20 protein-coding genes are annotated in these 21,472 nt (G+C 60.6%); 12 read left to right on the forward strand and 8 right to left on the reverse strand.

Features of this window, described 5'->3' with window-relative positions; genetic code table 11:
* Nucleotides 1-31: 31 nt before the first annotated feature.
* Together KGB24_RS23635 and KGB24_RS23640 are read right to left on the reverse strand one after the other, a co-directional pair.
* A complete protein-coding gene (locus KGB24_RS23635; protein ID WP_003226812.1) occupies nt 32-325 on the reverse strand; it encodes a hypothetical protein in 294 nt (97 codons plus the stop codon).
* 56 nt (nt 326-381) lie between these two features.
* The gene (locus KGB24_RS23640) at nt 382-987 is read right to left on the reverse strand and encodes an arylesterase (protein ID WP_008031871.1); all 606 of its coding nucleotides are present in this window, start codon (nt 985-987) and stop codon (nt 382-384) included.
* A gap of 10 nt (nt 988-997) precedes the next feature.
* Between KGB24_RS23640 and KGB24_RS23645 the strand changes: the two genes are divergently transcribed.
* The 3 genes from KGB24_RS23645 to greB are packed head-to-tail and all read left to right on the forward strand — an operon-like array spanning nt 998 to nt 4,717.
* Nucleotides 998-1,681 carry an ABC transporter ATP-binding protein gene (locus KGB24_RS23645; RefSeq protein WP_008041184.1) on the forward strand — a complete coding sequence of 228 codons (684 nt, stop codon included), beginning with the start codon at nt 998-1,000 and terminating at the stop codon, nt 1,679-1,681.
* A complete protein-coding gene (locus tag KGB24_RS23650) occupies nt 1,681-4,185 on the forward strand; it encodes an ABC transporter permease (protein ID WP_223414393.1) in 2,505 nt (834 codons plus the stop codon). The genes KGB24_RS23645 and KGB24_RS23650 overlap by 1 nt, the downstream gene beginning before the upstream one ends.
* Nucleotides 4,186-4,219: 34 nt before the next feature.
* Nucleotides 4,220-4,717 carry a transcription elongation factor GreB gene (gene greB, locus KGB24_RS23655; protein WP_008031876.1) on the forward strand — a complete coding sequence of 166 codons (498 nt, stop codon included), beginning with the start codon at nt 4,220-4,222 and terminating at the stop codon, nt 4,715-4,717.
* Between the two features lie 3 nt (nt 4,718-4,720).
* Here the strand turns inward: greB and KGB24_RS23660 are convergent, their stop codons facing one another.
* The 3 genes from KGB24_RS23660 to KGB24_RS23670 all read right to left on the reverse strand — a co-directional run bounded on the left by KGB24_RS23660 (nt 4,721) and on the right by KGB24_RS23670 (nt 7,238).
* Complete coding sequence (locus KGB24_RS23660) at nt 4,721-5,029, reverse strand: hypothetical protein (RefSeq protein WP_008031878.1); 309 nt, start codon at nt 5,027-5,029, stop codon at nt 4,721-4,723.
* A 247-nt stretch (nt 5,030-5,276) separates the two neighbouring features.
* Nucleotides 5,277-5,711 (reverse strand): DoxX family protein, encoded by a 435-nt coding sequence (locus tag KGB24_RS23665; protein ID WP_008031879.1) that lies wholly within the window; start codon nt 5,709-5,711, stop codon nt 5,277-5,279.
* 105 nt (nt 5,712-5,816) lie between these two features.
* A complete protein-coding gene (locus KGB24_RS23670; protein ID WP_223414394.1) occupies nt 5,817-7,238 on the reverse strand; it encodes a transglycosylase SLT domain-containing protein in 1,422 nt (473 codons plus the stop codon).
* Nucleotides 7,239-7,473: 235 nt separating this feature from the next.
* Between KGB24_RS23670 and KGB24_RS23675 the strand changes: the two genes are divergently transcribed.
* Entirely contained in the window at nt 7,474-8,280 is an 807-nt protein-coding gene (locus KGB24_RS23675; RefSeq protein WP_192419003.1) for a TatD family hydrolase, read from the forward strand.
* A gap of 124 nt (nt 8,281-8,404) precedes the next feature.
* Here KGB24_RS23675 and KGB24_RS23680 read toward each other — a convergent pair whose 3' ends face one another.
* Nucleotides 8,405-9,634, reverse strand: a complete 1,230-nt coding sequence (locus KGB24_RS23680; protein ID WP_008031886.1) for an acyl-CoA dehydrogenase — start codon at nt 9,632-9,634, stop codon at nt 8,405-8,407.
* A 152-nt stretch (nt 9,635-9,786) separates the two neighbouring features.
* On the opposite strand from KGB24_RS23680, the gene KGB24_RS23685 reads away from it, so the two are divergent.
* The 4 genes from KGB24_RS23685 (at nt 9,787) to KGB24_RS23700 (ending at nt 12,943) form a co-directional block, all read left to right on the forward strand.
* Nucleotides 9,787-10,716: a LysR family transcriptional regulator gene (locus KGB24_RS23685; protein WP_008031887.1), complete on the forward strand. Its 930-nt coding sequence runs from the start codon at nt 9,787-9,789 to the stop codon at nt 10,714-10,716.
* 181 nt (nt 10,717-10,897) lie between these two features.
* Nucleotides 10,898-11,296, forward strand: a complete 399-nt coding sequence (locus KGB24_RS23690; protein WP_008031889.1) for a MerR family transcriptional regulator — start codon at nt 10,898-10,900, stop codon at nt 11,294-11,296.
* A gap of 127 nt (nt 11,297-11,423) precedes the next feature.
* Nucleotides 11,424-12,323 carry a hydroxymethylglutaryl-CoA lyase gene (locus KGB24_RS23695; protein ID WP_192229214.1) on the forward strand — a complete coding sequence of 300 codons (900 nt, stop codon included), beginning with the start codon at nt 11,424-11,426 and terminating at the stop codon, nt 12,321-12,323.
* A 419-nt stretch (nt 12,324-12,742) separates the two neighbouring features.
* Nucleotides 12,743-12,943: a hypothetical protein gene (locus KGB24_RS23700; protein WP_032828949.1), complete on the forward strand. Its 201-nt coding sequence runs from the start codon at nt 12,743-12,745 to the stop codon at nt 12,941-12,943.
* Between the two features lie 58 nt (nt 12,944-13,001).
* Here KGB24_RS23700 and KGB24_RS23705 read toward each other — a convergent pair whose 3' ends face one another.
* The gene (locus KGB24_RS23705) at nt 13,002-14,699 is read right to left on the reverse strand and encodes an AMP-binding protein (protein ID WP_207285994.1); all 1,698 of its coding nucleotides are present in this window, start codon (nt 14,697-14,699) and stop codon (nt 13,002-13,004) included.
* A gap of 295 nt (nt 14,700-14,994) precedes the next feature.
* On the opposite strand from KGB24_RS23705, the gene KGB24_RS23710 reads away from it, so the two are divergent.
* From KGB24_RS23710 to KGB24_RS23725, 4 genes are all read left to right on the forward strand, one after another.
* The gene (locus KGB24_RS23710) at nt 14,995-16,158 is read left to right on the forward strand and encodes an isovaleryl-CoA dehydrogenase (RefSeq protein ID WP_008031893.1); all 1,164 of its coding nucleotides are present in this window, start codon (nt 14,995-14,997) and stop codon (nt 16,156-16,158) included.
* Nucleotides 16,159-16,170: 12 nt separating this feature from the next.
* On the forward strand, nt 16,171-17,778 hold the full coding sequence (locus KGB24_RS23715; protein ID WP_223414395.1) for a carboxyl transferase domain-containing protein: 1,608 nt from the start codon (nt 16,171-16,173) through the stop codon (nt 17,776-17,778).
* A 121-nt stretch (nt 17,779-17,899) separates the two neighbouring features.
* Nucleotides 17,900-18,715: a gamma-carboxygeranoyl-CoA hydratase gene (locus KGB24_RS23720; protein ID WP_008041207.1), complete on the forward strand. Its 816-nt coding sequence runs from the start codon at nt 17,900-17,902 to the stop codon at nt 18,713-18,715.
* A complete protein-coding gene (locus KGB24_RS23725) occupies nt 18,715-20,664 on the forward strand; it encodes an acetyl/propionyl/methylcrotonyl-CoA carboxylase subunit alpha (RefSeq protein WP_223414396.1) in 1,950 nt (649 codons plus the stop codon). Before KGB24_RS23720 ends, KGB24_RS23725 begins: the two co-directional genes overlap by 1 nt.
* Before the next feature lie 39 nt (nt 20,665-20,703).
* On the opposite strand, the gene KGB24_RS23730 is transcribed toward KGB24_RS23725, so the two are convergent.
* Nucleotides 20,704-21,351 (reverse strand): LexA family protein, encoded by a 648-nt coding sequence (locus KGB24_RS23730; protein ID WP_008031901.1) that lies wholly within the window; start codon nt 21,349-21,351, stop codon nt 20,704-20,706.
* Nucleotides 21,352-21,472 lie beyond the last annotated feature (121 nt).

A 21,472-nucleotide genomic window follows, 5' to 3' on the forward strand; every position in this document is an offset into this window, starting at 1 on the left:
ACCCAACCCAACCCAACCCCACATCAAGCCATCAAAGCTCGAACCGCAGCTCCGGCCAGATCGGCGAAGTACCGCGCTTTTGCGACTCCAGAATGGCCCGGCACAACGAACACAGCCGCTGATCCTGGAACACCCGGCGATCAACGCTCGACCAGCGCGGTTGCGCGGGCAGCAGACTTCCGCACAAGGTACGATCGGCCGAGCCGCCCAGCTCCAGCTGACGGGTCACCAGATGTACCCGCACTTCCTGGCAGGCGAACAGATCCAGCTGTTCGTCAGGCTCGATCAGTTGATAGGCAAAAAGTGACCAGGCGGGACGCGGCATCGGGGGCTCCAAATCGGGGGCGCCACCTTAGCCGAAACACCGCCGCTAGAAAAGCGTCAAAGCAGCGGTTTCAGTGTCGGCCAGACATTTTCCAGCAACTTGTCCTGAGCGCCCGCAGTCGGGTGCAGGCCGTCTGACTGCATCAGCTCAGGATGCCCACCCACGCCCTCGAGGAAAAACGGCACCAGCGGGATTTTTTTCTCGGCGGCGACGTTGCTGAAAGCCTCAGCGAAGACCTTGTTGTAGCGCGCACCGTAGTTGGGTGGCAATTGCATGCCGAGTAGCAGCACTTTGGCACCACTGGCCTTGGAGCTGTTGATCATCGCCGCAAGGTTTTGTTGCAATTGTGTTGGCAGCATTCCGCGCAGCCCGTCATTGCCACCCAACTCGAGGATCACCAACTCCGGTTTATGCTCTGCAAGCAGCGCAGGCAGGCGCGCCCGGCCTCCGGCGCTGGTGTCGCCGCTGATGGACGCATTGACCACCTTATCGTCGAAACCTTCGCGCTTGAGCCGTTGCTCAAGCAGCGACACCCACCCCTCGCGGGTATCCAGTCCGAAACCGGCGCTGATACTATCGCCAACGATCAGGACAGTACCCGCCGCTGCGTTCTGGGCCATGCACATCAAGGCCAGGCCAGCACTCAAAAACCACACTCGCATCGGATTCTCCATGGGCGCAAGCATTCTCACCGCGAAGGACCTCAGCAAAGTGGTTCCCAGCGCGGAAGGTGATCTGACTATCCTGCACGAACTCAGCCTGGAACTGAACAAGGGCGACAGCCTGGCCATCGTCGGCGCGTCCGGTTCAGGGAAATCCACCCTCCTCGGCCTGCTCGCCGGCCTCGACTTGCCGAGCAGCGGTGAAGTCACCCTCGCAGGCCAGGGCCTGAGCAATCTCGATGAAGACCAACGCGCACGCATTCGCGCCGAACACGTCGGTTTTGTCTTTCAATCATTCCAATTGCTCGACAGCCTCAACGCCCTGGAAAACGTCATGCTGCCGCTGGAACTCGATGGCCGCAAAGACGCCCGTGAGCGCGCCACCGAATTGCTGCAACGGGTCGGTTTGGGCCAACGCCTGACCCACTCGCCCCGCCAGCTCTCCGGTGGCGAGCAGCAACGTGTGGCGATTGCCCGTGCGTTTGCCGCCGAGCCCGATGTGCTGTTCGCCGACGAACCCACCGGCAACCTCGACAGCCACACCGGCGAGCGCATCAGCGATCTGTTGTTCGAACTGAACAAGGAACGCGGCACGACCCTGGTGCTGGTGACCCACGATGAACGCCTGGCACATCGTTGCCGGCGCCTGATCCGCCTTGAAGCCGGCCTGCTGGTCGCCCCTCTGGAGCCTTGATGGCACGCCTGCCGCTGTTGCGCCTGTTCAGTCTCGCCATCCGCCAACTGCTGCGCGACGCCCGCGCCGGTGAGCTGCGGGTGTTGTTCTTCGCTTTGCTGGTAGCGGTGGCGGCGAGTACCGCCATCGGTTACTTCGGTGCCCGCCTGAATGGCGCCATGATGCTGCGCGCCACCGAGTTTCTCGGCGCCGACCTGCTGCTCGAAGGCAGTTCGCCGGCGCGACCCGAACAGATCAAAAGCGGCACGGATCTGGGCCTCGAACATGCGCAGGTGGTGGAGTTCTCCAGCGTAATCGCCACCGACAATGGCATTCAGCTGTCCAGCATCAAGGCCGCCGACGACGTCTATCCACTGCGCGGCGAGCTGAAAAGCGCCGCCGCGCCCTTCGCTGCGGAAGAATCCGGAGGCGGGCCGAAACCCGGCGAAGCCTGGGTTGAAGCGCGACTGCTGACCGCGCTGGACTTGAAGATCGGCGACAGCATCGACGTCGGCATGCGCACCCTGAAACTGGCGCGCGTCCTGACCTATGAACCGGACCGCGCCGGCAATTTCTACAGCCTGACGCCACGGGTGCTGATCAACCTCAGCGATCTCACGGCGACCGGCGTGGTGCAACCCGGCAGCCGCGTCAGCTACCGCGAACTCTGGCGCGGCAAGCCCGAAGCGCTGGAAACCTACCGTCAATTGATCAAACCCGGCCTCGCCGCCAATCAACGCATTCAAGACGCCCGCGATGGCAACCGGCAGATCGGCGGCGCACTGGGCAAAGCCGAGCGCTACTTGAACATGGCGAGTCTGGTCGCGGTGCTGTTGTCCGGCGTCGCGGTGGCGCTGTCGGCGACGCGCTTCGCCACCCGCCGCTTCGATGCCAGTGCACTTTTGCGCTGCCTCGGGCTGTCCCGTCGGGAAACCATGGTGCTGTTCAGTTTGCAGCTGACGGTTCTCGGACTGCTGGCCAGCATCAGCGGCGCCTTGCTCGGCTGGCTGGCGCAACTCGGGTTGTTCGCGCTGCTGCATGATTTGTTGCCGACCGATGTTCCACCGGGCGGCCTGCTTCCGGCCATCGCCGGGATCGGCACCGGACTGGTAGCGCTGGCCGGTTTTGCCTTGCCGCCACTGGCTGCGTTGGGTCGGGTCCCGCCATTGCGCGTATTGCGTCGCGACATGCTGCCGATTCCTTCCAGCACCTGGATGGTCTACGGCGCTGCACTGGGCGCTCTCGGGCTGATCATGTGGCGCCTGAGCCTGGATTTGGTACTGACCTTCGCCCTGCTCGGCGGCGGCGTGATCGCGGCGCTGGTGTTGGGCGGTTTGCTGTTGCTGCTACTGAAGAGCCTGCGCCGAATGCTCGCGCGCGCTTCGTTGCCGTGGCGTCTCGGCCTGGGTCAACTGCTGCGTCATCCACTGGCGGCAGCCGGCCAATCGCTGGCCTTCGGTCTGATCCTGCTGTCCATGGCGCTGATCGCTTTGCTGCGCGGCGAATTGCTGGACACCTGGCAAAACCAGTTGCCGAAAAACGCGCCGAATTACTTCGCGCTGAACATCCTGCCAGCGGAAAAACAGGCATTCACCGATCGCCTGATCGAACTGTCGGCACAATCGGCGCCGTTGTATCCAGTGGTGCCGGGGCGATTGATCAGCATCAATGGCGAACCGGTGCAGGACATCGTCAGCAAGGACTCGGCCGGTGATCGGGCGATTCAGCGCGACCTCAGCCTGACCTGGGCGGCAGACCTGCCGGCCGGCAACAAACTCACCGCCGGCAACTGGTGGGGCGATCAGGCGCCGGACGACGTTCCCGGCGTGTCGGTGGAAGGCAAAGTCGCCGAGAGCCTGAAGCTCAAGCTCGGCGATCACTTGGTCTTTACTGTCGGCGGGGTCAATCGCGAAGCGAAGGTCACCAGCCTGCGGGAGATCAACTGGGACAACTTCCAGCCGAACTTCTTCATGATTTTCCAGCCCGGCACATTGAAGGATCTGCCAGCGACCTACCTGACCAGTTTCTATCTGGCGGCGGGCCACGACCAGCAGATCATCGACCTGTCCCGCGCCTTCCCGGCGGTGACCATTCTGCAAGTCGAAGCCTTGCTGGCGCAGCTGCGCAGCATCCTCGCCCAGGTCACCCTGGCGGTGGAGTACGTGTTGTTGTTTGTGTTGGCGGCGGGGATGGCGGTGTTGTTCTCGGGCCTGCAAGCCACGCTGGATGAACGCATTCGCCAGGGCGCATTGCTGCGAGCTCTGGGGGCCGAGCGCCAGTTGCTGGTCAAGGCCCGACGGATCGAGTTCGGCCTGCTTGGCGCGGTCAGCGGATTGCTGGCAGCGCTGGGCTCGGAGCTGGTGAGCCTGGTGCTGTACCGTTACGCCTTCGACTTGCCATGGCACCCGCATCCGTGGCTGTTGGTGTTGCCCCTGATCGGCGCCGTGCTGATCGGCGGTGCCGGCGTGTTTGGCACCCGGCGCGCCTTGAACGCCAGCCCCCTGACAGTCTTGCGCGAGGGTTGATAGACTCAACCCTTCTCAACCACAAGAAGTTGCCATGAGCCGTTATCGCCCTCCCCGCACCGCTGGCACCGCGCTGATCACCCCTGAAGGTGAAGCGCGGATGCGGGCCGAGTTCCATGAACTCTGGCATGTGCGCCGACCGCAGGTCACGCAATCGGTCAGCGAGGCCGCGGCGCAGGGTGATCGCTCCGAGAACGCCGAATACACCTACGGCAAAAAGATGCTGCGCGAAATCGACAGTCGCGTGCGCTTTCTCACCAAACGGCTGGAAGCGCTCAAGGTGGTCAGCGAAAAGCCCAGCGATCCGAACAAAGTCTACTTCGGGGCCTGGGTCACCATCGAAGACGAGGACGGCAAGGAGTCGCGCTACCGCATCGTCGGGCCGGACGAACTGGACTTGAAACTGGGCCTGATCAGCATCGACTCACCGCTGGCACGCGCCCTGATCGGCAAGGCACTGGACGCCGAAGTTCGGGTCCAGACGCCTACCGGCGAACAGTGCGTGTATATCGTGGCGATTGATTACCCATAAGCCTTAACGGCGGGTGATCAATCCTTGCCGGGCGACGCGGGTCAGTTGCCTGATCATCTCTGGCGCGTCTTCAAGGGCGGGCGACTGAATCACCGCCAGGTCGAAACTGTCGCTGGCAAAACGCGCGAGTGACTCACCGTCTTCGACAAACTGGATCAGGAAAGCTGCGGGTCCACCGGTGCGACGTGGCCAACCATCGAGGTAACGCAGGAGCGTCGGCTGATGTTTGCCGCCAAGCAGGATTTTTGGATTGCGCTGGGTCAGATGTGCCGTGATCGGCGCGGGGCGTACAACGGGGTTTAGTGCATTCATCGTGTCGTGTCTCTGCCTCAAAAGTCTGCATGGCAGGTGAGAGGCAACACCGAACCAGCGCTTTAGCGGTATTTCGAAGCCTGTTTCAAGCTTCTATCGGCAACTGAATGAGTCACCTGGCGCCCCGCAAGTAGCTGTTTAAATCGGCGCATGGCAGCATCCTAGAGAAGCTGACCGGACAGTGTCAAGAATGACGCACAACAAAAAAGGCCCGCGCAATGCGGGCCTTTTCGTTGAGCCAGAGCGATCAACCAGCGATGGCGCGATCAACCGACAGCTTGCCGGCGCCTTCGAACAGCACCGCGATGCTGCCACCCAGCAGGGCCAGGGCGAATTCATAACCGTTGTTGGCCATGAACAGACCGTTGCTGATATGCACGCTGAAGATGGCGACCAGCGAAAGGAACGTCAGGCCGAGTGCCGCAGGGCGGACCAGCAAGCCGATGATCAAGGCCAGACCGGCGAAGAACTCGGTACCACCGGCCAACGTGGCCATCAGGTAACCCGGTGCCAGGCCGATGCTTTCCATGTACTGCGCGGTGCCCGCCAGACCGTAGCCGCCGAAAGCGCCGAAGAGTTTCTGCGAGCCGTGAGCCGCGAAGATGATGCCGACGAAGATCCGCAGGACAGTCAGGCCGTAGCCAGCGCGGGTAAACAGTACCTTGTTGATCAGTGAGCTCATGCTGTGTCATCCATTGTGTGTTTGTGTGTTGGTTGGCCGCTATATTAATCAATAAATTAAATGCTAAAAGCGCAAATTTTTCGCCATAACAATCAGTTTATTCGATCACTTCCTTAAGGCTACTTTCTGCCCCTGGGGCTCCAACGACTCCCGCTCCCGATCGAACGCCAAGTAATACTTGTTCACGCTATTAACATAGCTGACAGGTCCCATTCCCACCTGCTCCATGGCGATGCGCTCGACCTGGAAGAACCATTGATTGGGATTCAAGCCTCGCCGACGCGCCTCGGCGCGCATGCCCTGAACCCGCTCCGGCCCGATGTTGTAAGCCGCCAGCACGAACGCCATACGCTCACGCTCGTTGAGTTTGGGGCTGGCAAAAAACTTGCGGCGGATCATCGCCAGGTATTTGGCCCCGGCCTGCACATTGGCATCGAGGTCCTGAATGTTGTTGACCCCTACCCGCTGGGCCGCGGACGGAGTGATCTGCATCAGGCCAGTGGGGCCACCGCCGCTTCGTGCGCGGGGTTGCAACGCGGACTCCTTGAAGGCCAATGCCGCCAGATTCAACCAATCCATGCCTTGGGCATCGGCGTGTTTCTGCAGTACCGGTCGAAGTTTTTCCAGGCGCTGGCGATCAGTCTTGGCCAGTGGGTAATGCACTTGATAGAGACGACGATAGATGCGCAGGAACGCCGCGTCCTGATCCGAAGGCTTTTTGTACCCGAGCAGGAAGCGATCGATGCTCGCCCGCAGCATCGAGGCATCGCGGCGTACGAACCAGAATTCTTCCCCCGGCTCGCTGATCAGCACCTGCCGATCGAAACGCAACTTGGGCAGGATCTTGCCCCAGCGTTCGGCAATCGGCTGCTCGACGATGGTCAGGTGAAAAATCCCGCCCTGAACCATTTCCAGCACGTCTTCGACCGCTAGGCTCGGATCGACCCACTCGATCTTCACCGGTGCCAGTTTGTGCAAGGCAAGTTTTTGATTGATCTGACTGATCGCCTCCCCGGCGGCGCTGCCGGTGGGTAGCGCCAGGGTTTTACCGGACAGTTGTTCAAGGCGGGTGTAGCGCTTCTCGCCCTTGATTCCGACCAGGACCAGAGGAATGTCGCTGGCAATCGGTTCGCTGGTGCTGACGGCGTAGCCCGGTTGCAGATCGAGCAACTCGCCCGGTGCAACCAGATCCCCCTCCCCGCGCTGCAACGCGCCGAGCAGTTGATCCTTGGCTTTGGGAATGATCTTGAGCGTCACTTCCTGACCGTCACGGGCATGGCCATTGAGGTATTGCTCGAAGGCACGCAAGCGATGGTATTCGACGCCGATGGCCTGGCCCTGTACTTCGCCGGAGCTGTTGCGGCTCTGGTTGACCAGCACCTTCAGCACACGGCTGCTGCGGATTTCCTGCAGGTCACGCACCTGGGCCGCCGGCACGGCTTGCAGCGGGCCGGCCAGCCGCGCAACCGCCGGCATCGGCAGCAGCAACGAACCACACAGCAGTAACAAAATCGAGGGACGTGTCATCCACTCTCCGGAAAGAATACTGGGCCAATTTCAAAAAAATGTTTGAAATCGAACGACAGAAACAGAGCGCCTTGAGCGCTGGCAAAGTGCGAAAGACTGGCACAGTGATGGCACGCTGACCACCCCAGCTTGTCTCGCGGCATCAAAAGACAGCTTTAACTCGTTGTAGTTCTTGGCTTTTCTTATAAATCTACAGCTCTGATATGCTTTCCGGCCTTTGGTCCGAGGTAGCACCATGCAACTCATCGATATCGGCGTCAACCTGACCAACCCCAGTTTTGCCGACAAACACCAGGCTGTACTCGACCGCGCCTATGCCGCGGGAGTCTGCCAATTGGTGCTCACCGGCACCAATGTCGAAGGCAGCGAACAGGCGCTGGAGCTGTGCCGACAATTGGATGAAACGGCGCAACGGCTGTTCGCCACCGCCGGCATTCACCCTCACGCAGCCAGCGACTGGAACGCCGACAGCGCCCAGCGTCTGCGCAGTTTGCTCAAAGAGCCGAACGTAGTGGCGGTGGGTGAATGCGGGCTGGATTTCAATCGTGATTTCTCGCCGCGTCCGCAACAGGAAAAAGTCCTCGAAGAACACTTGGCGATGGCGGTCGATCTGCAACTGCCGGTGTTTCTCCACGAACGTGATGCCAGTCAGCGCTTGCTGGAAATCCTGCGCGATTACCGCGACCAGTTGCCGGCCGCCGTGGTGCATTGCTTCACCGGCGAAAAGAAGGCGCTGTTCAGCTACCTCGACCTCGACTTGCACATCGGCATCACCGGCTGGATCTGCGACGAGCGTCGGGGCACACATTTGCATCCGTTGGTGAAAGAAATCAAACGCGGGCGGTTGATGCTGGAGAGCGATGCACCGTATCTGCTGCCGCGCAGTTTGCGGCCAAAGCCGAAAAATGGCCGCAACGAACCGGCGTACCTGACTGAAGTGTTGCGGGAAGTGGCGTTGCATCGCGGGGAAAGCGAGGAAGAGCTGGCGGCCCATAGCACTGCCTGTGCGCGGGCTTTTTACGGACTGCCAGTGATCGACTGAAACGCTATCAACTGTAGGAGCGAGCCCGCTCGCGATGGACTAATGAACACCGTGTTTATCCAATAAACACGCGTTATCGTTGGCGACCATCGCGAGCAGGCTCGCTCCTACAGAGGGGTGACACTCAGTGGCTGCTGCGCATCATTTCCTTCGGCACATACTTGCCGATCTCGAACTTGCCGATCGCCGCGCGGTGCACTTCATCCGGGCCGTCGGCCAGGCGCAGCGTGCGCTGCATCGCATACATGTAGGCCAGCGGGAAATCGTTGGAAACCCCTGCCCCGCCATGGATCTGGATCGCCCGGTCGATGACGCGCAACGCCACGTTCGGTGCCACCACCTTGATCTGCGCGATTTCGCTTTTCGCCACTTTGTTGCCGACGGTGTCCATCATGTACGCCGCTTTCAAGGTCAGCAGGCGCGCCATGTCGATCTCCATCCGCGAGTCGGCGATTTTGTCGATGTTGCCGCCCAGGCGCGCCAGGGGTTTGCCGAACGCAGTGCGATTCACCGAACGTTTGCACATCAGTTCCAGCGCACGCTCAGCCATGCCGATCGAACGCATGCAGTGGTGAATCCGACCCGGGCCAAGGCGACCCTGGGCGATTTCGAAGCCGCGTCCTTCGCCCAACAGGACGTTTTCGTACGGCACGCGGACGTTTTCGAACAACACTTCGGCGTGACCGTGAGGCGCGTCGTCGTAACCGAACACCGGCAGCGGACGAACGATCTTCACGCCCGGTGCATCCACCGGCACCAGAATCATCGAGTGCTGGGCGTGGCGTGGCGCATCAGGATTGCTCAGGCCCATGAAGATCAGAATCTTGCAGCGTGGATCGCAGGCACCCGAGGTCCACCACTTTTTGCCGTTGATCACCCACTCATCACCGTCGCGCACGGCGCGGGCCGCCATGTTGGTGGCGTCGGACGAAGCCACGTCCGGTTCGGTCATGGCGAACGCCGAGCGGATCTCACCGCGTAGCAGCGGTTCGAGCCAGCGTTGCTTCTGTTCTTCGTTGGCGTAGCGCACCAGCACTTCCATGTTGCCGGTGTCGGGCGCCGAGCAGTTGAATGGCTCAGGCCCCAACAGCGAGCGGCCCATGATCTCTGCCAATGGTGCGTATTCGAGGTTGGTCAGGCCGGCGCCGAGTTCGGACTCAGGCAGAAACAAATTCCACAGGCCTTCAGCCTTGGCCTTGAGTTTCAGTTCTTCCATGATCGCAGTCGGCTGCCAGCGGTCGCCCTCGGCAACCTGGCGCTCGAACACGGCTTCGGCGGGATAAACGTAGGTGTCCATGAACGCGGTCACGCGCTCACGCAGTTCTTGCACCTTGGGCGAATAAGCGAAATCCATGAGCAGCTACCTTCTGGGGGGAGGTTGTTTAGGTCATGCAATCGATGCTAGAACAGCTATGAAAATTTACCTAGCCTATTCTCGGCGTGTATTAACATTCATCACCGATATATGATCGGCTGATTGAGAACCAACAATAAGAGTGCAGCGCAATGAATCTGAGCAAGGTCGACCTCAACCTTTTCATCGTCTTCGACGCGATCTACACCGAAGCCAACCTGACCCGCGCCGGACAGATTGTCGGCATTACTCAACCGGCTGTTTCGAACGCTCTGGCCCGCCTGCGCGAGACGTTCAACGATCCTTTGTTCGTGCGTACGGCCCAAGGCATGGTGCCAACGCCGATGGCGCAAAACATCATCGGCCCGGTGCGCAACGCCCTCTCGCTGCTGCGGGTGTCGGTGCAGGAAAGCCGCATCTTCAACCCGTTGCAGGCGGTCAAGACGTACCGCATCAGCATGACCGACCTCACCGAAGCGGTGATCCTGCCGCCACTGTTCCAGCGCCTGCGCCGCCTGGCGCCGACGGTGATCATCGAAAGCTTTCTGTCCAAGCGCCGCGAGACCACCAAGGAACTGGCGGCCGGGCGACTCGACTTTGCGGTGGACGCGCCGCTCAACACCGACCCGCAAGTGCGTCACGTCAAGTTGATGGAAGACCGTTACGTGTGCGCCATGCGCAAGGGCCATCCGCTGGCGACCAAGGAGAAATTCACCCTCGATGACTATCTGTCACTGACGCACATCCATATTTCCAGCCGCCGCAGTGGTCTGGGCCATGTCGACCTGGCTCTAGGCAAGATGGGCATCCAGCGCAAGATTGCCCTGCGCTCCCAGCATTACTTGATGGCATCGCAGGTATTGCAGCAGACCGACATGGTCATGACCGTGCCGGAGCGCTTCGCCCGCCGCCATGATTTGTATTCGGTGAACCTGCCGGTCAACGATGTGCCGCCGGTGGAAACTCACCTTTACTGGCACGAAAGCACCGACCAGGACCCGGCCAACCGCTGGATGCGCGAGCAGATGATCGAGTTGTGCCAGCAGGTGACGGCGCATGAGAAGAAGCTCGATAAGGTGTAGGGCATTACACCGGGTTATCGTTCTTCGCGGGCAAGCCTCGCTCCTACAGGATTTACACAGTACTTGTAGGAGCGAGGCTTGCCCGCGAAGAGGCCCGCAATGACGATGAAAAACCCCGCCCCTTGACGTAAACGTCAACCTGCCATTAGCTTAGCGCCATGACCTTTTTTTGAGCGCTTCCATGAGCAGCCAGACCTATAGCATTTCCGACCTCGCCCGCGAGCTCGACATCACCACGCGGGCCATTCGCTTCTATGAAGAGCAAGGCTTGCTCAGCCCCGAACGACGCGGCCAGGAACGCATCTATTCGCCCCGTGACAAGGTCAGCCTGAAACTGATCCTGCGGGGCAAGCGCATTGGCTTCTCACTCGCCGAATGCCGCGAGCTGATCGAACTCTACGACCCCACCGGCGGCAATCAGAAACAGCTGCAAACCATGCTGAGCAAAATCGCCGAGCGCCGCGAACAGTTGGAGCAGCAGATGCTCGACATCGAGCAGATGAAGCTGGAACTGGACACCGCACAGGAGCGCTGCACCCAGGCGCTGGAACAGACGATGAAAAGCCAGCCGGTCCTGTAGGAGCTGGCTTGCCAGCGATGGCGTCGCGTCAGTCGACATCTATGTTGAAGGTGCTACCGCAATCGCGAGCAAGCTTGCTCCTACAGGGTTCATTCGGCATTCAGATAATCAACAAAGGTCGATTCCCATGTCCCTTCCTTCCCACGTACGCCTGGTCGAAGTCGGCCCCCGCGACGGTCTGCAAAACGAAGCTCAACCGATCAGCGTTGCCGATAAGGTGCAACTGGTCGACGCACTCACGGCCGCGGGCCTCGGCTATATAGAAGTCGGCAGTTTCGTTTCGCCCAAATGGGTGCCGCAGATGGCCGGATCCGCCGAAGTCTTCGCGCAAATCCAGCGCAAACCCGGCGTGACCTATGGCGCCCTCGCCCCCAACCTGCGCGGCTTCGAAGATGCGATCGCCGCCGGGGTCAAGGAAGTCGCAGTGTTCGCCGCAGCGTCCGAAGCGTTTTCCCAGCGCAACATCAATTGCTCGATCAGCGAAAGCCTGGAGCGTTTTGCGCCGATCATGGAAGCCGCCAGGCAGCACGGCGTCACCGTTCGCGGTTACGTGTCCTGTGTGCTGGGCTGTCCTTATGAAGGTCATGTCAAACCCGAGCAAGTTGCCCTGGTCGCCCGCGAGCTCTATGCCATGGGCTGCTACGAAGTCTCGCTGGGGGACACCATCGGCACCGGCACGGCAGGCGCGACGCGCAAAATGTTCGAAGTGGTTTCGGCCGACGTGCCTCGGGAGAAACTGGCCGGGCACTTCCACGATACCTACGGCCAGGCCATGGCCAACATCTATGCCAGCCTGCTCGAAGGGATCTCGGTGTTTGACAGCTCCATCGCCGGCCTCGGCGGCTGCCCTTACGCCAAAGGCGCCAGCGGTAACGTCGCCACCGAAGACGTGGTTTACCTGCTCAATGGCCTCGGCATCGAAACAGGTATCGACCTGGACGCCTTGATTCTCGCCGGTCAGCAGATTTGCACAGTGCTGGGGCGCCCCACCGGTTCGCGCGTGGCCAAGGCTCGCAGCGCGCAGTAAGTGTGCTGATGTGTCCAGGTGTTACCGCTGCGTCTGGAACGTGGGGGATAAGCGAGTAACACGGAAACAAATTGTAGGGGTTTACCTGAGCGAAAAATCCTACAAAAATTCAAGCTGTTGATTTTAAAGGGTTTTTAAAAGTTGGCACGGCTTCTGCTATCTCTATGGCATAACAAGAATAAAAAGCAGCAAACCAATAAAAATAAGACGTAACGACTCTGACATAACAAGAACAACACGGCAGAGACGCAGCTAACAGATTTTTTTGGAGAAGGTGTGCTTTTCAGGGTGCTTTTCGGAGTAACCCGCAACCGGGCAGAGAACAATAAAACTACCTTCAGGTAGCTCCCGAACTGGTTGGATCGCTTAGCGAAAAAGTAGATCAGCGCTCAAAAAAATACGTTTGCTCTTGATCCCGGATGGGGATCGACAAAAACAGCGGTAAAGGGTCACGGTTGCCAAAAACAAAAACAGACCGCCCCTCAATAATAAAAAAAGAGCATGCGCAACGAAAAATTAAAGGGGAGCTTCGGCTCCCCTTTGTGCTTTCTGCGATTCAGGTTTTCACCATCGCCCCTGTGGGAGCCAGCCTGCTGGCGATTGCGGTGGTTCAGACATAGGTATGTTGACTGACACTCCGCTATCGCCAGCAGGCTGGCTCCCACAAGGGGAAATTTGTCACGCCTTGTTGATGCGCAATTCCTCGATGCTGATCTCGCGCATCCGGAATTTCTGGATCTTGCCGGTCACCGTCATCGGAAACTCTTCCACAAACTTGAAGTAGCGCGGTGTCTTGAAGTGCGCGATGCGCTCCTTGCACCAGGTTTGCAGCTCTTGCTCGGTGGCACTGTGACCGGGGTGGAATTTGATCCAGGCGACGATCTCTTCGCCATAACGCGAACACGGGATGCCGATCACTTGCACGTCCGCCACGGCCGGGTGAGTGAAGAAGAATTCTTCCAGCTCCCGCGGGTAAATATTCTCACCGCCTCGGATGATCATGTCCTTGTTGCGTCCGGCAATGCACACGTAGCCTTCATCATTCATGCTCGCCAGATCACCGGTGTGCATCCAGCCGGCCTGATCGATGGCTTCGGCGGTGCCTTGCGGGTTGTTCCAGTAGCCGAGCATCACGCTGTAGCCACGGGTGCAGAGTTCGCCGATGGTGCCGCGCGGTACCAGGTTGCCCGCCTCGTCGATGATTTTGCTTTCAAGCTGCGGTTGGGTGCGACCGACCGTGGTGACGCGCAATTCCAGTTCGTCTGAAGGACCGGTCTGCAACGACACCGGACTTGTTTCCGTCATGCCGTAGGCAATCTGCACTTCATTCATGTGCATTTCGCTGATCACGCGACGCATCACTTCGATCGGACAGGTCGCGCCGGCCATAATCCCGGTACGCAGGCTCGACAGATCGAATTGCGCACGTTGCGGCTGATCGAGCATGGCGATGAACATGGTCGGCACGCCATACAGTGCGGTGGCCTTTTCTTCGGCGACGGTGGTCAGGGTCAGCAGCGGATCGAAGGCGTCGTTAGGGTAAATCATGGTGCTGCCGTGGGTGATGCAGCCGAGGTTGCCCATGACCATGCCGAAGCAGTGATACAGCGGCACCGGAATCACCAGCCGATCATTGGCGGTCAGGCCGAGGCTTTCGCCCACCATGTAACCGTTGTTGAGAATGTTGTAGTGGCTGAGGGTCGCGCCCTTCGGAAAACCGGTGGTGCCGGAGGTGTACTGGATGTTCACGGCCTGGTCGAAATGCAGGCTGTCGCCCCGCTCGCGTAACTGCTCGCTGGATACACCCGCTGCGAGATCGCTCAGTTGCGACCACGGCAGAAAACCTGATGGCGGCTGCGCATCCAGGCTGATCACGCCGCGCAAGTCCGGCAGACGCTCGCTCTGCAACTGGCCGATGGATTGTTCCGCCAGCTCGGGCACCAGGCCTTGCAGCATGCCGTGGTAATTAGAGGTCTTGAACGCGCCCGCGCAGACCAGCCATTGGCAGCCTGACTGCTTCAACACGTATTCGAGTTCCGAGCTGCGATACGCCGGGTTGATGTTGACCAGGATCACGCCGATCTTCGCGCTGGCAAACTGGCTGATGCACCACTGCGCGCAATTCGGCGCCCAGATGCCGAGGCGATCACCGGTCTGCAACCCCAGCGCGAGCAGCGCCCGGGCATGAAGGTCCACGGCGTCGGACAGTTGCTGCCAGGTGTAGCGCAACTGTTGATGGCGCACGACCAGCGCCTCGCCCGTCGGATACTGCGCGACGGTGTTATCAAATGCCTGACCGATGGTCATCGCCAGCAAGGCTTTGTCCTGAGAACCACGGGTATAGCTGCGCTGCGGGCTTGCACTGGGTTGATCCATGACGACCCCTATTGTCTTTATTAATGGGCTACCAACGGATACCTGTAGGAGCGATGCTTGCTCGCGAAGAGGCCTCTACATTCAACATTTATGTCGACTGATCTGACGCTTTCGCGAGCAAGCATCGCTCCTACAAGTTTGGTCCGCTTTCTATCTTGAACTGGCTCTACTCTCGCTCAAGTTGACGTTAACGTAAAGGGTGATTGACAGCCATTCGTCACAGGCTTACGTTAACGTAAAGGTGAGAGCCAAATCACGACCCTCCCCGCCCTACAAAAAAGCCAAAAGGTGACCCATGAGCTATCCATCCCTGAACTTTGCCCTCGGTGAAACCATCGACATGCTGCGCGATCAGGTCCAGTCCTTCGTCGCCAAAGAGATCGCCCCGCGCGCCGCTCAGATCGACATCGACAACCTGTTCCCCGCCGACCTGTGGCGCAAGTTCGGCGACATGGGCCTGCTCGGCATTACCGTCCCGGAAGAATACGGCGGTGCTGGCCTGGGTTACCTGGCGCACGTGGTGGCCATGGAAGAAATCAGCCGCGGTTCGGCGTCGGTCGCCCTGTCCTACGGCGCGCACTCCAACCTTTGCGTGAACCAGATCAACCGCAACGGCAATCACGAACAGAAAAGCAAATACCTGCCGAAGCTGATCAGCGGCGAGCACATCGGCGCCCTGGCCATGAGTGAACCGAATGCCGGTTCCGACGTGGTCTCGATGAAATTGCGCGCCGACAAACGTGGTGATCACTACGTGCTCAACGGCAGCAAAACCTGGATCACCAACGGTCCCGACGCCAACACCTACGTGATCTACGCCAAGACCGACCTGGAAAAAGGCCCGCACGGCATCACCGCGTTCATCGTCGAGCGCGACTGGAAAGGCTTCAGCCGCAGCAACAAGTTCGACAAGCTCGGCATGCGCGGCTCCAACACCTGCGAGCTGTTCTTCGATGACGTCGAAGTGCCGGAAGAAAACATCCTCGGCGTGCTCAACGGCGGCGTGAAAGTGCTGATGAGCGGCCTCGACTACGAACGTGTCGTCCTGTCCGGCGGCCCGACCGGGATCATGCAGGCCTGCATGGACCTGATCGTGCCGTACATCCACGACCGCAAGCAGTTCGGGCAAAGCATCGGCGAATTCCAGCTGATCCAGGGCAAAGTCGCCGACATGTACACCCAACTCAACGCCAGCCGCGCCTACCTTTATGCGGTGGCCCAGGCCTGCGAGCGCGGCGAAACCACGCGCAAGGACGCTGCCGGCGTGATCCTCTACAGCGCCGAGCGCGCCACGCAAATGGCCCTCGACGCAATCCAGATTCTCGGCGGCAACGGTTACATCAACGAATTCCCGGCCGGTCGTCTGCTGCGTGACGCCAAGCTGTACGAAATCGGTGCCGGCACCAGTGAGATCCGTCGCATGCTGATCGGTCGCGAACTGTTCAACGAAACCCGCTAAACGGAGCTGTCCATGGCTATCCTGCATACCCAGCTCAACCCCCGTTCGGCGGAGTTTGCCGCGAACAGCGCGGCGATGCTCACCCAGGTCGACGCCTTGCACACCCTGCTCACGCAAGTGCAGCAAGGTGGCGGTCCGAAAGCGCAAGAACGCCACACTTCGCGGGGCAAATTGCTGCCCCGCGAGCGGATCAATCGCCTGCTCGATCCGGGCTCGCCGTTTCTTGAAATCAGCCAATTGGCGGCCTACGAGGTGTATGGCGAAGACGTGCCGGCCGCGGGCGTGATTGCCGGGATCGGTCGAGTGGAAGGCGTCGAGTGCATGATCGTGGCCAACGATGCCACCGTGAAAGGCGGCTCGTATTACCCGCTGACCGTGAAAAAACACCTGCGCGCCCAGACCATCGCTCAGCAGAACCGCTTGCCGTGCATTTATCTGGTGGACTCCGGCGGCGCCAACCTGCCGCGTCAGGATGAAGTGTTCCCGGACCGCGAGCACTTCGGGCGGATCTTTTTCAACCAGGCCAACATGAGCGCCATGGGCATTCCGCAAATCGCGGTGGTCATGGGCTCGTGCACTGCCGGCGGCGCTTACGTGCCGGCGATGGCCGACGAAGCGATCATGGTTCGCGAGCAGGCGACTATTTTCCTCGCCGGCCCACCGCTGGTGAAAGCCGCGACCGGTGAAGTGGTCAGCGCCGAAGATCTGGGCGGTGCCGACGTGCACTGCAAGATTTCCGGGGTTGCCGACCATTATGCCGAGAGCGATGAACACGCCTTGGCCATTGCCCGACGCAGCATCGCCAACCTCAACTGGCGCAAGCTCGGCGAACTGCAACAACGCACGCCCATCGCCCCGCTCTACAGCAGCGACGAGTTGTATGGCGTGGTCTCGGCCGACGCCAAGCAGCCGTTCGATGTGCGCGAAGTGATCGCGCGGCTGGTGGACGGTTCGGTGTTCGACGAATTCAAGGCGCTGTTCGGGACCACGCTGGTGTGCGGTTTTGCTCACTTGCACGGTTACCCGATCGCGATCCTCGCCAACAACGGCATCCTTTTCGCCGAGGCCGCGCAGAAAGGCGCGCACTTCATCGAACTGGCCTGCCAGCGCGGCATTCCGTTGCTGTTCCTGCAAAACATCACCGGCTTCATGGTTGGCCAGAAGTACGAGGCCGGCGGCATCGCCAAGCACGGCGCAAAACTGGTGACCGCCGTGGCGTGTGCCAAGGTGCCGAAATTCACCGTGATCATCGGCGGCAGCTTCGGCGCCGGTAACTACGGCATGTGCGGGCGGGCCTACGATCCACGTTTCCTGTGGATGTGGCCGAATGCACGCATCGGCGTGATGGGCGCCGAGCAAGCGGCGGGCGTATTGGTGCAGGTCAAGCGCGAGCAGGCTGAACGTGGCGGGCATGGTTTCAGCGCCGAGCAGGAAGCCGAAATCAAGCAACCGATCCTCGATCAATACGAAGAACAGGGCCACCCTTACTACTCCAGCGCACGGCTGTGGGACGACGGCGTCATTGACCCGGCGCAGACCCGCGATGTGCTGGCCCTGGCCTTGTCCGCGTCGCTGAACGCGCCAATCGAACCGAGCCGCTTCGGCGTGTTCCGGATGTGATCTGACTTTGTAGGAGCGAGGCTTGCCCGCGAAAGCGGTTTGTCAGTCACATCGATGTTGGATGTACCGACGCCTTCGCGGGCAAGCCTCGCTCCTACAAGTACCGTGGAGACGGATGAACATGAGCGACTTCAACACCCTCGAACTGCAGACCGACCCGCGTGGTTTCGCGACTCTGTGGCTCAGCCGGGAAGAAAAGAACAACGCGTTCAACGCCGAGATGATCCGTGAGCTGATCCTCGCGCTGGACAAGGTCTCGACCGACGCCAGCCTGCGCTTTTTGCTGGTGCGCGGACGTGGCAAGCATTTCAGTGCCGGCGCCGACCTGGCGTGGATGCAGCAATCGGCCGAACTCGATTACCACACCAATCTGGACGACGCCCGGGAACTGGCGGAGTTGATGTACAACCTGGCCAAGCTGAAAGTTCCGACGCTGGCCGTGGTACAAGGCGCGGCTTTCGGCGGCGCGCTGGGCCTGATCAGTTGCTGCGACATGGCCATCGGCGCCGACGACGCGCAGTTCTGCCTGTCGGAAGTGCGTATCGGCCTGGCACCGGCGGTGATCAGCCCGTTCGTGGTGCAAGCCATCGGCGAACGTGCGGCACGCCGTTATGCGCTGACCGCCGAGCGCTTCGGTGGGCAACGCGCTCGGGAAATCGGCTTGTTGTCGGAGAGTTATCCGGGCAATGAGCTGGAGCAGAAAGTCGAGCAATGGATCGACAACCTGCTGCTCAACAGCCCCGCAGCCATGCGCGTCAGCAAGGATTTGCTGCGTGAAGTCGGCAACGGCGCGCTGACCCCGGCGCTGCGTCGCTACACCGAAAATGCCATCGCACGAATCCGCGTCAGCCCCGAAGGCCAGGAAGGCCTGCGCGCCTTTCTGCAAAAACGTCCGCCGAGCTGGCAGGCCGAAACCACCCCCAAGGAGCCGCGTTGATGAGCGCACCTGTCATTACCTCTCTGCTGGTGGCCAACCGTGGCGAAATCGCGTGCCGGGTCATGCGCACCGCCAAGGCCCTGGGCCTGACCACCGTCGCCGTGCACAGCGCCACCGACCGCGAAGCACGGCACAGCCGCGAAGCGGACATTCGCGTTGACCTCGGTGGCAGCAAAGCCGCCGACAGCTACCTGCAAATCGACAAACTGATCGCCGCCGCCAAGGCCAGCGGCGCGCAGGCGATTCATCCGGGTTATGGTTTTCTGTCCGAGAATGCCGGGTTCGCCCGCGCCATCGAACAAGCAGGCCTGATCTTCCTCGGTCCGCCCGCCTCGGCCATCGACGCCATGGGCAGCAAATCCGCCGCCAAAGCCTTGATGGAAACCGCTGGTGTGCCACTGGTGCCCGGTTATCACGGCGAAGCTCAAGACCTCGACACCTTCCGCGACGCCTGCGAACGCATCGGTTATCCGGTGCTGCTCAAGGCGACGGCGGGCGGTGGCGGCAAAGGCATGAAAGTGGTCGAGGACGTCAGCCAACTGGCCGAAGCCCTCGCCTCGGCCCAGCGTGAAGCGCAATCCTCGTTCGGCGATTCGCGGATGCTGGTCGAGAAATATCTGCTGAAGCCGCGCCACGTGGAAATCCAGGTTTTCGCCGACCAGCACGGCAATTGCCTGTACCTCAACGAACGTGACTGCTCGATTCAGCGTCGGCACCAGAAAGTCGTCGAAGAAGCGCCCGCACCAGGCTTGAGCCCGGAACTGCGCCGCGCCATGGGCGAAGCGGCCGTGCGTTCGGCGCAGGCCATCGGTTATGTCGGCGCCGGCACCGTGGAGTTCTTGCTGGATGCGCGCGGCGAGTTCTTCTTCATGGAGATGAACACGCGCCTGCAGGTCGAACACCCGGTCACCGAAGCCATCACCGGCCTCGATCTGGTGGCCTGGCAGATTCGCGTGGCACGCGGTGAAGCGCTGCCGATGACTCAGGATCAAGTGCCCCTGATCGGCCATGCGATCGAAGTGCGGCTGTACGCCGAAGACCCCGGCAATGATTTCCTGCCGGCCACCGGGCGCCTGGAGTTGTACCGTGAATCGGCTCAAGGTCCGGGTCGTCGGGTCGACAGCGGCGTGGAAGAAGGCGACGAGATTTCGCCGTTCTACGACCCGATGCTCGGCAAGCTGATTGCCTGGGGTGAGGACCGCGAACAGGCGCGCCTGCGCTTGCTGAGCATGCTCGATGAGTTCGCGATTGGCGGGCTCAAGACCAACATCAACTTCTTGCGTCGAATCGTTGGACATCCGGCGTTTGCGGCGGCTGAGCTGGATACCGGGTTCATTCCGCGTTACCAGGAGCAACTGCTGCCAGAGCCCTCGCCGCTCAGTGATGAGTTCTGGCAAGCCGCGGCGCAGGCGTTTTCCCAAAGCCAACCGGACACGACCCGCACTGATGACCTGAGTTCGCCTTGGGGGATCGGCACTGGGTTCCGTGCCGGATTGCCGACAGAAATCACCCTGCATTTGAGCTGCGAAGGTCAGGACCGTGCGCTGACGTTGGGCGCTACCCGATCGGCGCAACTCGCGGGCGAGCAACTGCTGACCGAACACAACGGCGTGCGCCGCCAGCATCGGGCAATCCGTCGCGACGGCGTTGTGTATCTGCAATGGGATGGTGAATTGCGCCGCATCGAGTCCTACGACCCGATCAGCGCCGTAGAAGCCAGTCACAGCCATCACGGCGGGCTCACTGCGCCCATGAACGGCAGCATCGTGCGAGTGCTGGTGGAGGCCGGGCAAACGGTCGAAGCCGGGGCGCAACTGGTGGTGCTGGAGGCGATGAAGATGGAGCACAGCATTCGTGCACCACACGCCGGGGTGATCAAGGCGCTGTATTGCCAGGAAGGCGAGATGGTCAGCGAAGGCAGTGCATTGGTCGAGCTGGAAGAAGCCTGAAATGCGGATCGGTCCTACGCATTGCGAGGACCGATCTGATCAGAACCTGGCCGTTGCCTGAACCACTACGCCGATGATTCGGCAGGCTTCGGTGTAAAGGGCTTTCGGATACGTCGGATTGAGCGGGACCAGGTAACGCTGCCCGCCCTCTTCGATCAGTTTGCGGAACGTCGCTTCAGTGCTGTCCGGCCATTGCGCGATCACCAGTTTCCCGGGCTCCGGCACAATGGCCGGGTCCACCAGGATCATCATGCCCTCGGCGATGCTGACACCGCTCGGTGCAGTCATCGCATCGCCCACCACGGACAACCAGAACGCCGCGCCCTGAGCGTGGTAGTCAGTCAGTTCGAAACGCGCCGTGTCATAGACCGTCGGCTCACCGTCACGCACCTCGCAGGATTCGCGCCAGTCACTGACCGGGTAACGGAAGTACGGGTTGTACTTGCGCACCAGATCCTGGCTTTCCTCCTTAGCAATGTCCGGCTCGCGAATCACCAGCGCCACCTCGAGAAACTCCATGCCCAGTGCGTGCAGCACACGGTTCATGTCATCGATGCCCGGTTGGCGACGTTTGTTCAGCCAATGGCCGACGCCGCCCTGGGACATCCCCAGGCGGTCGGCGAGTATTTCCTGAGTGACTTTGAGTTCACTCATCTTGGCCTTGACCAATTCAATCCATTTATCCATGTGCGGCACGATACGTGGGCGCCTCCGGCCAGCAAAACACAACTTGTAGTATTTAAATTCTCGTCACAAATACAGTTCGTACTACGATTGGATCACGGATTTGAATCTAACACGGAGCTTT

It is taken from the genome of Pseudomonas sp. BF-RE-25 (assembly GCF_019956105.1).
In the GTDB taxonomy this organism is placed as follows: Bacteria; Pseudomonadota; Gammaproteobacteria; order Pseudomonadales; family Pseudomonadaceae; genus Aquipseudomonas; species Aquipseudomonas migulae.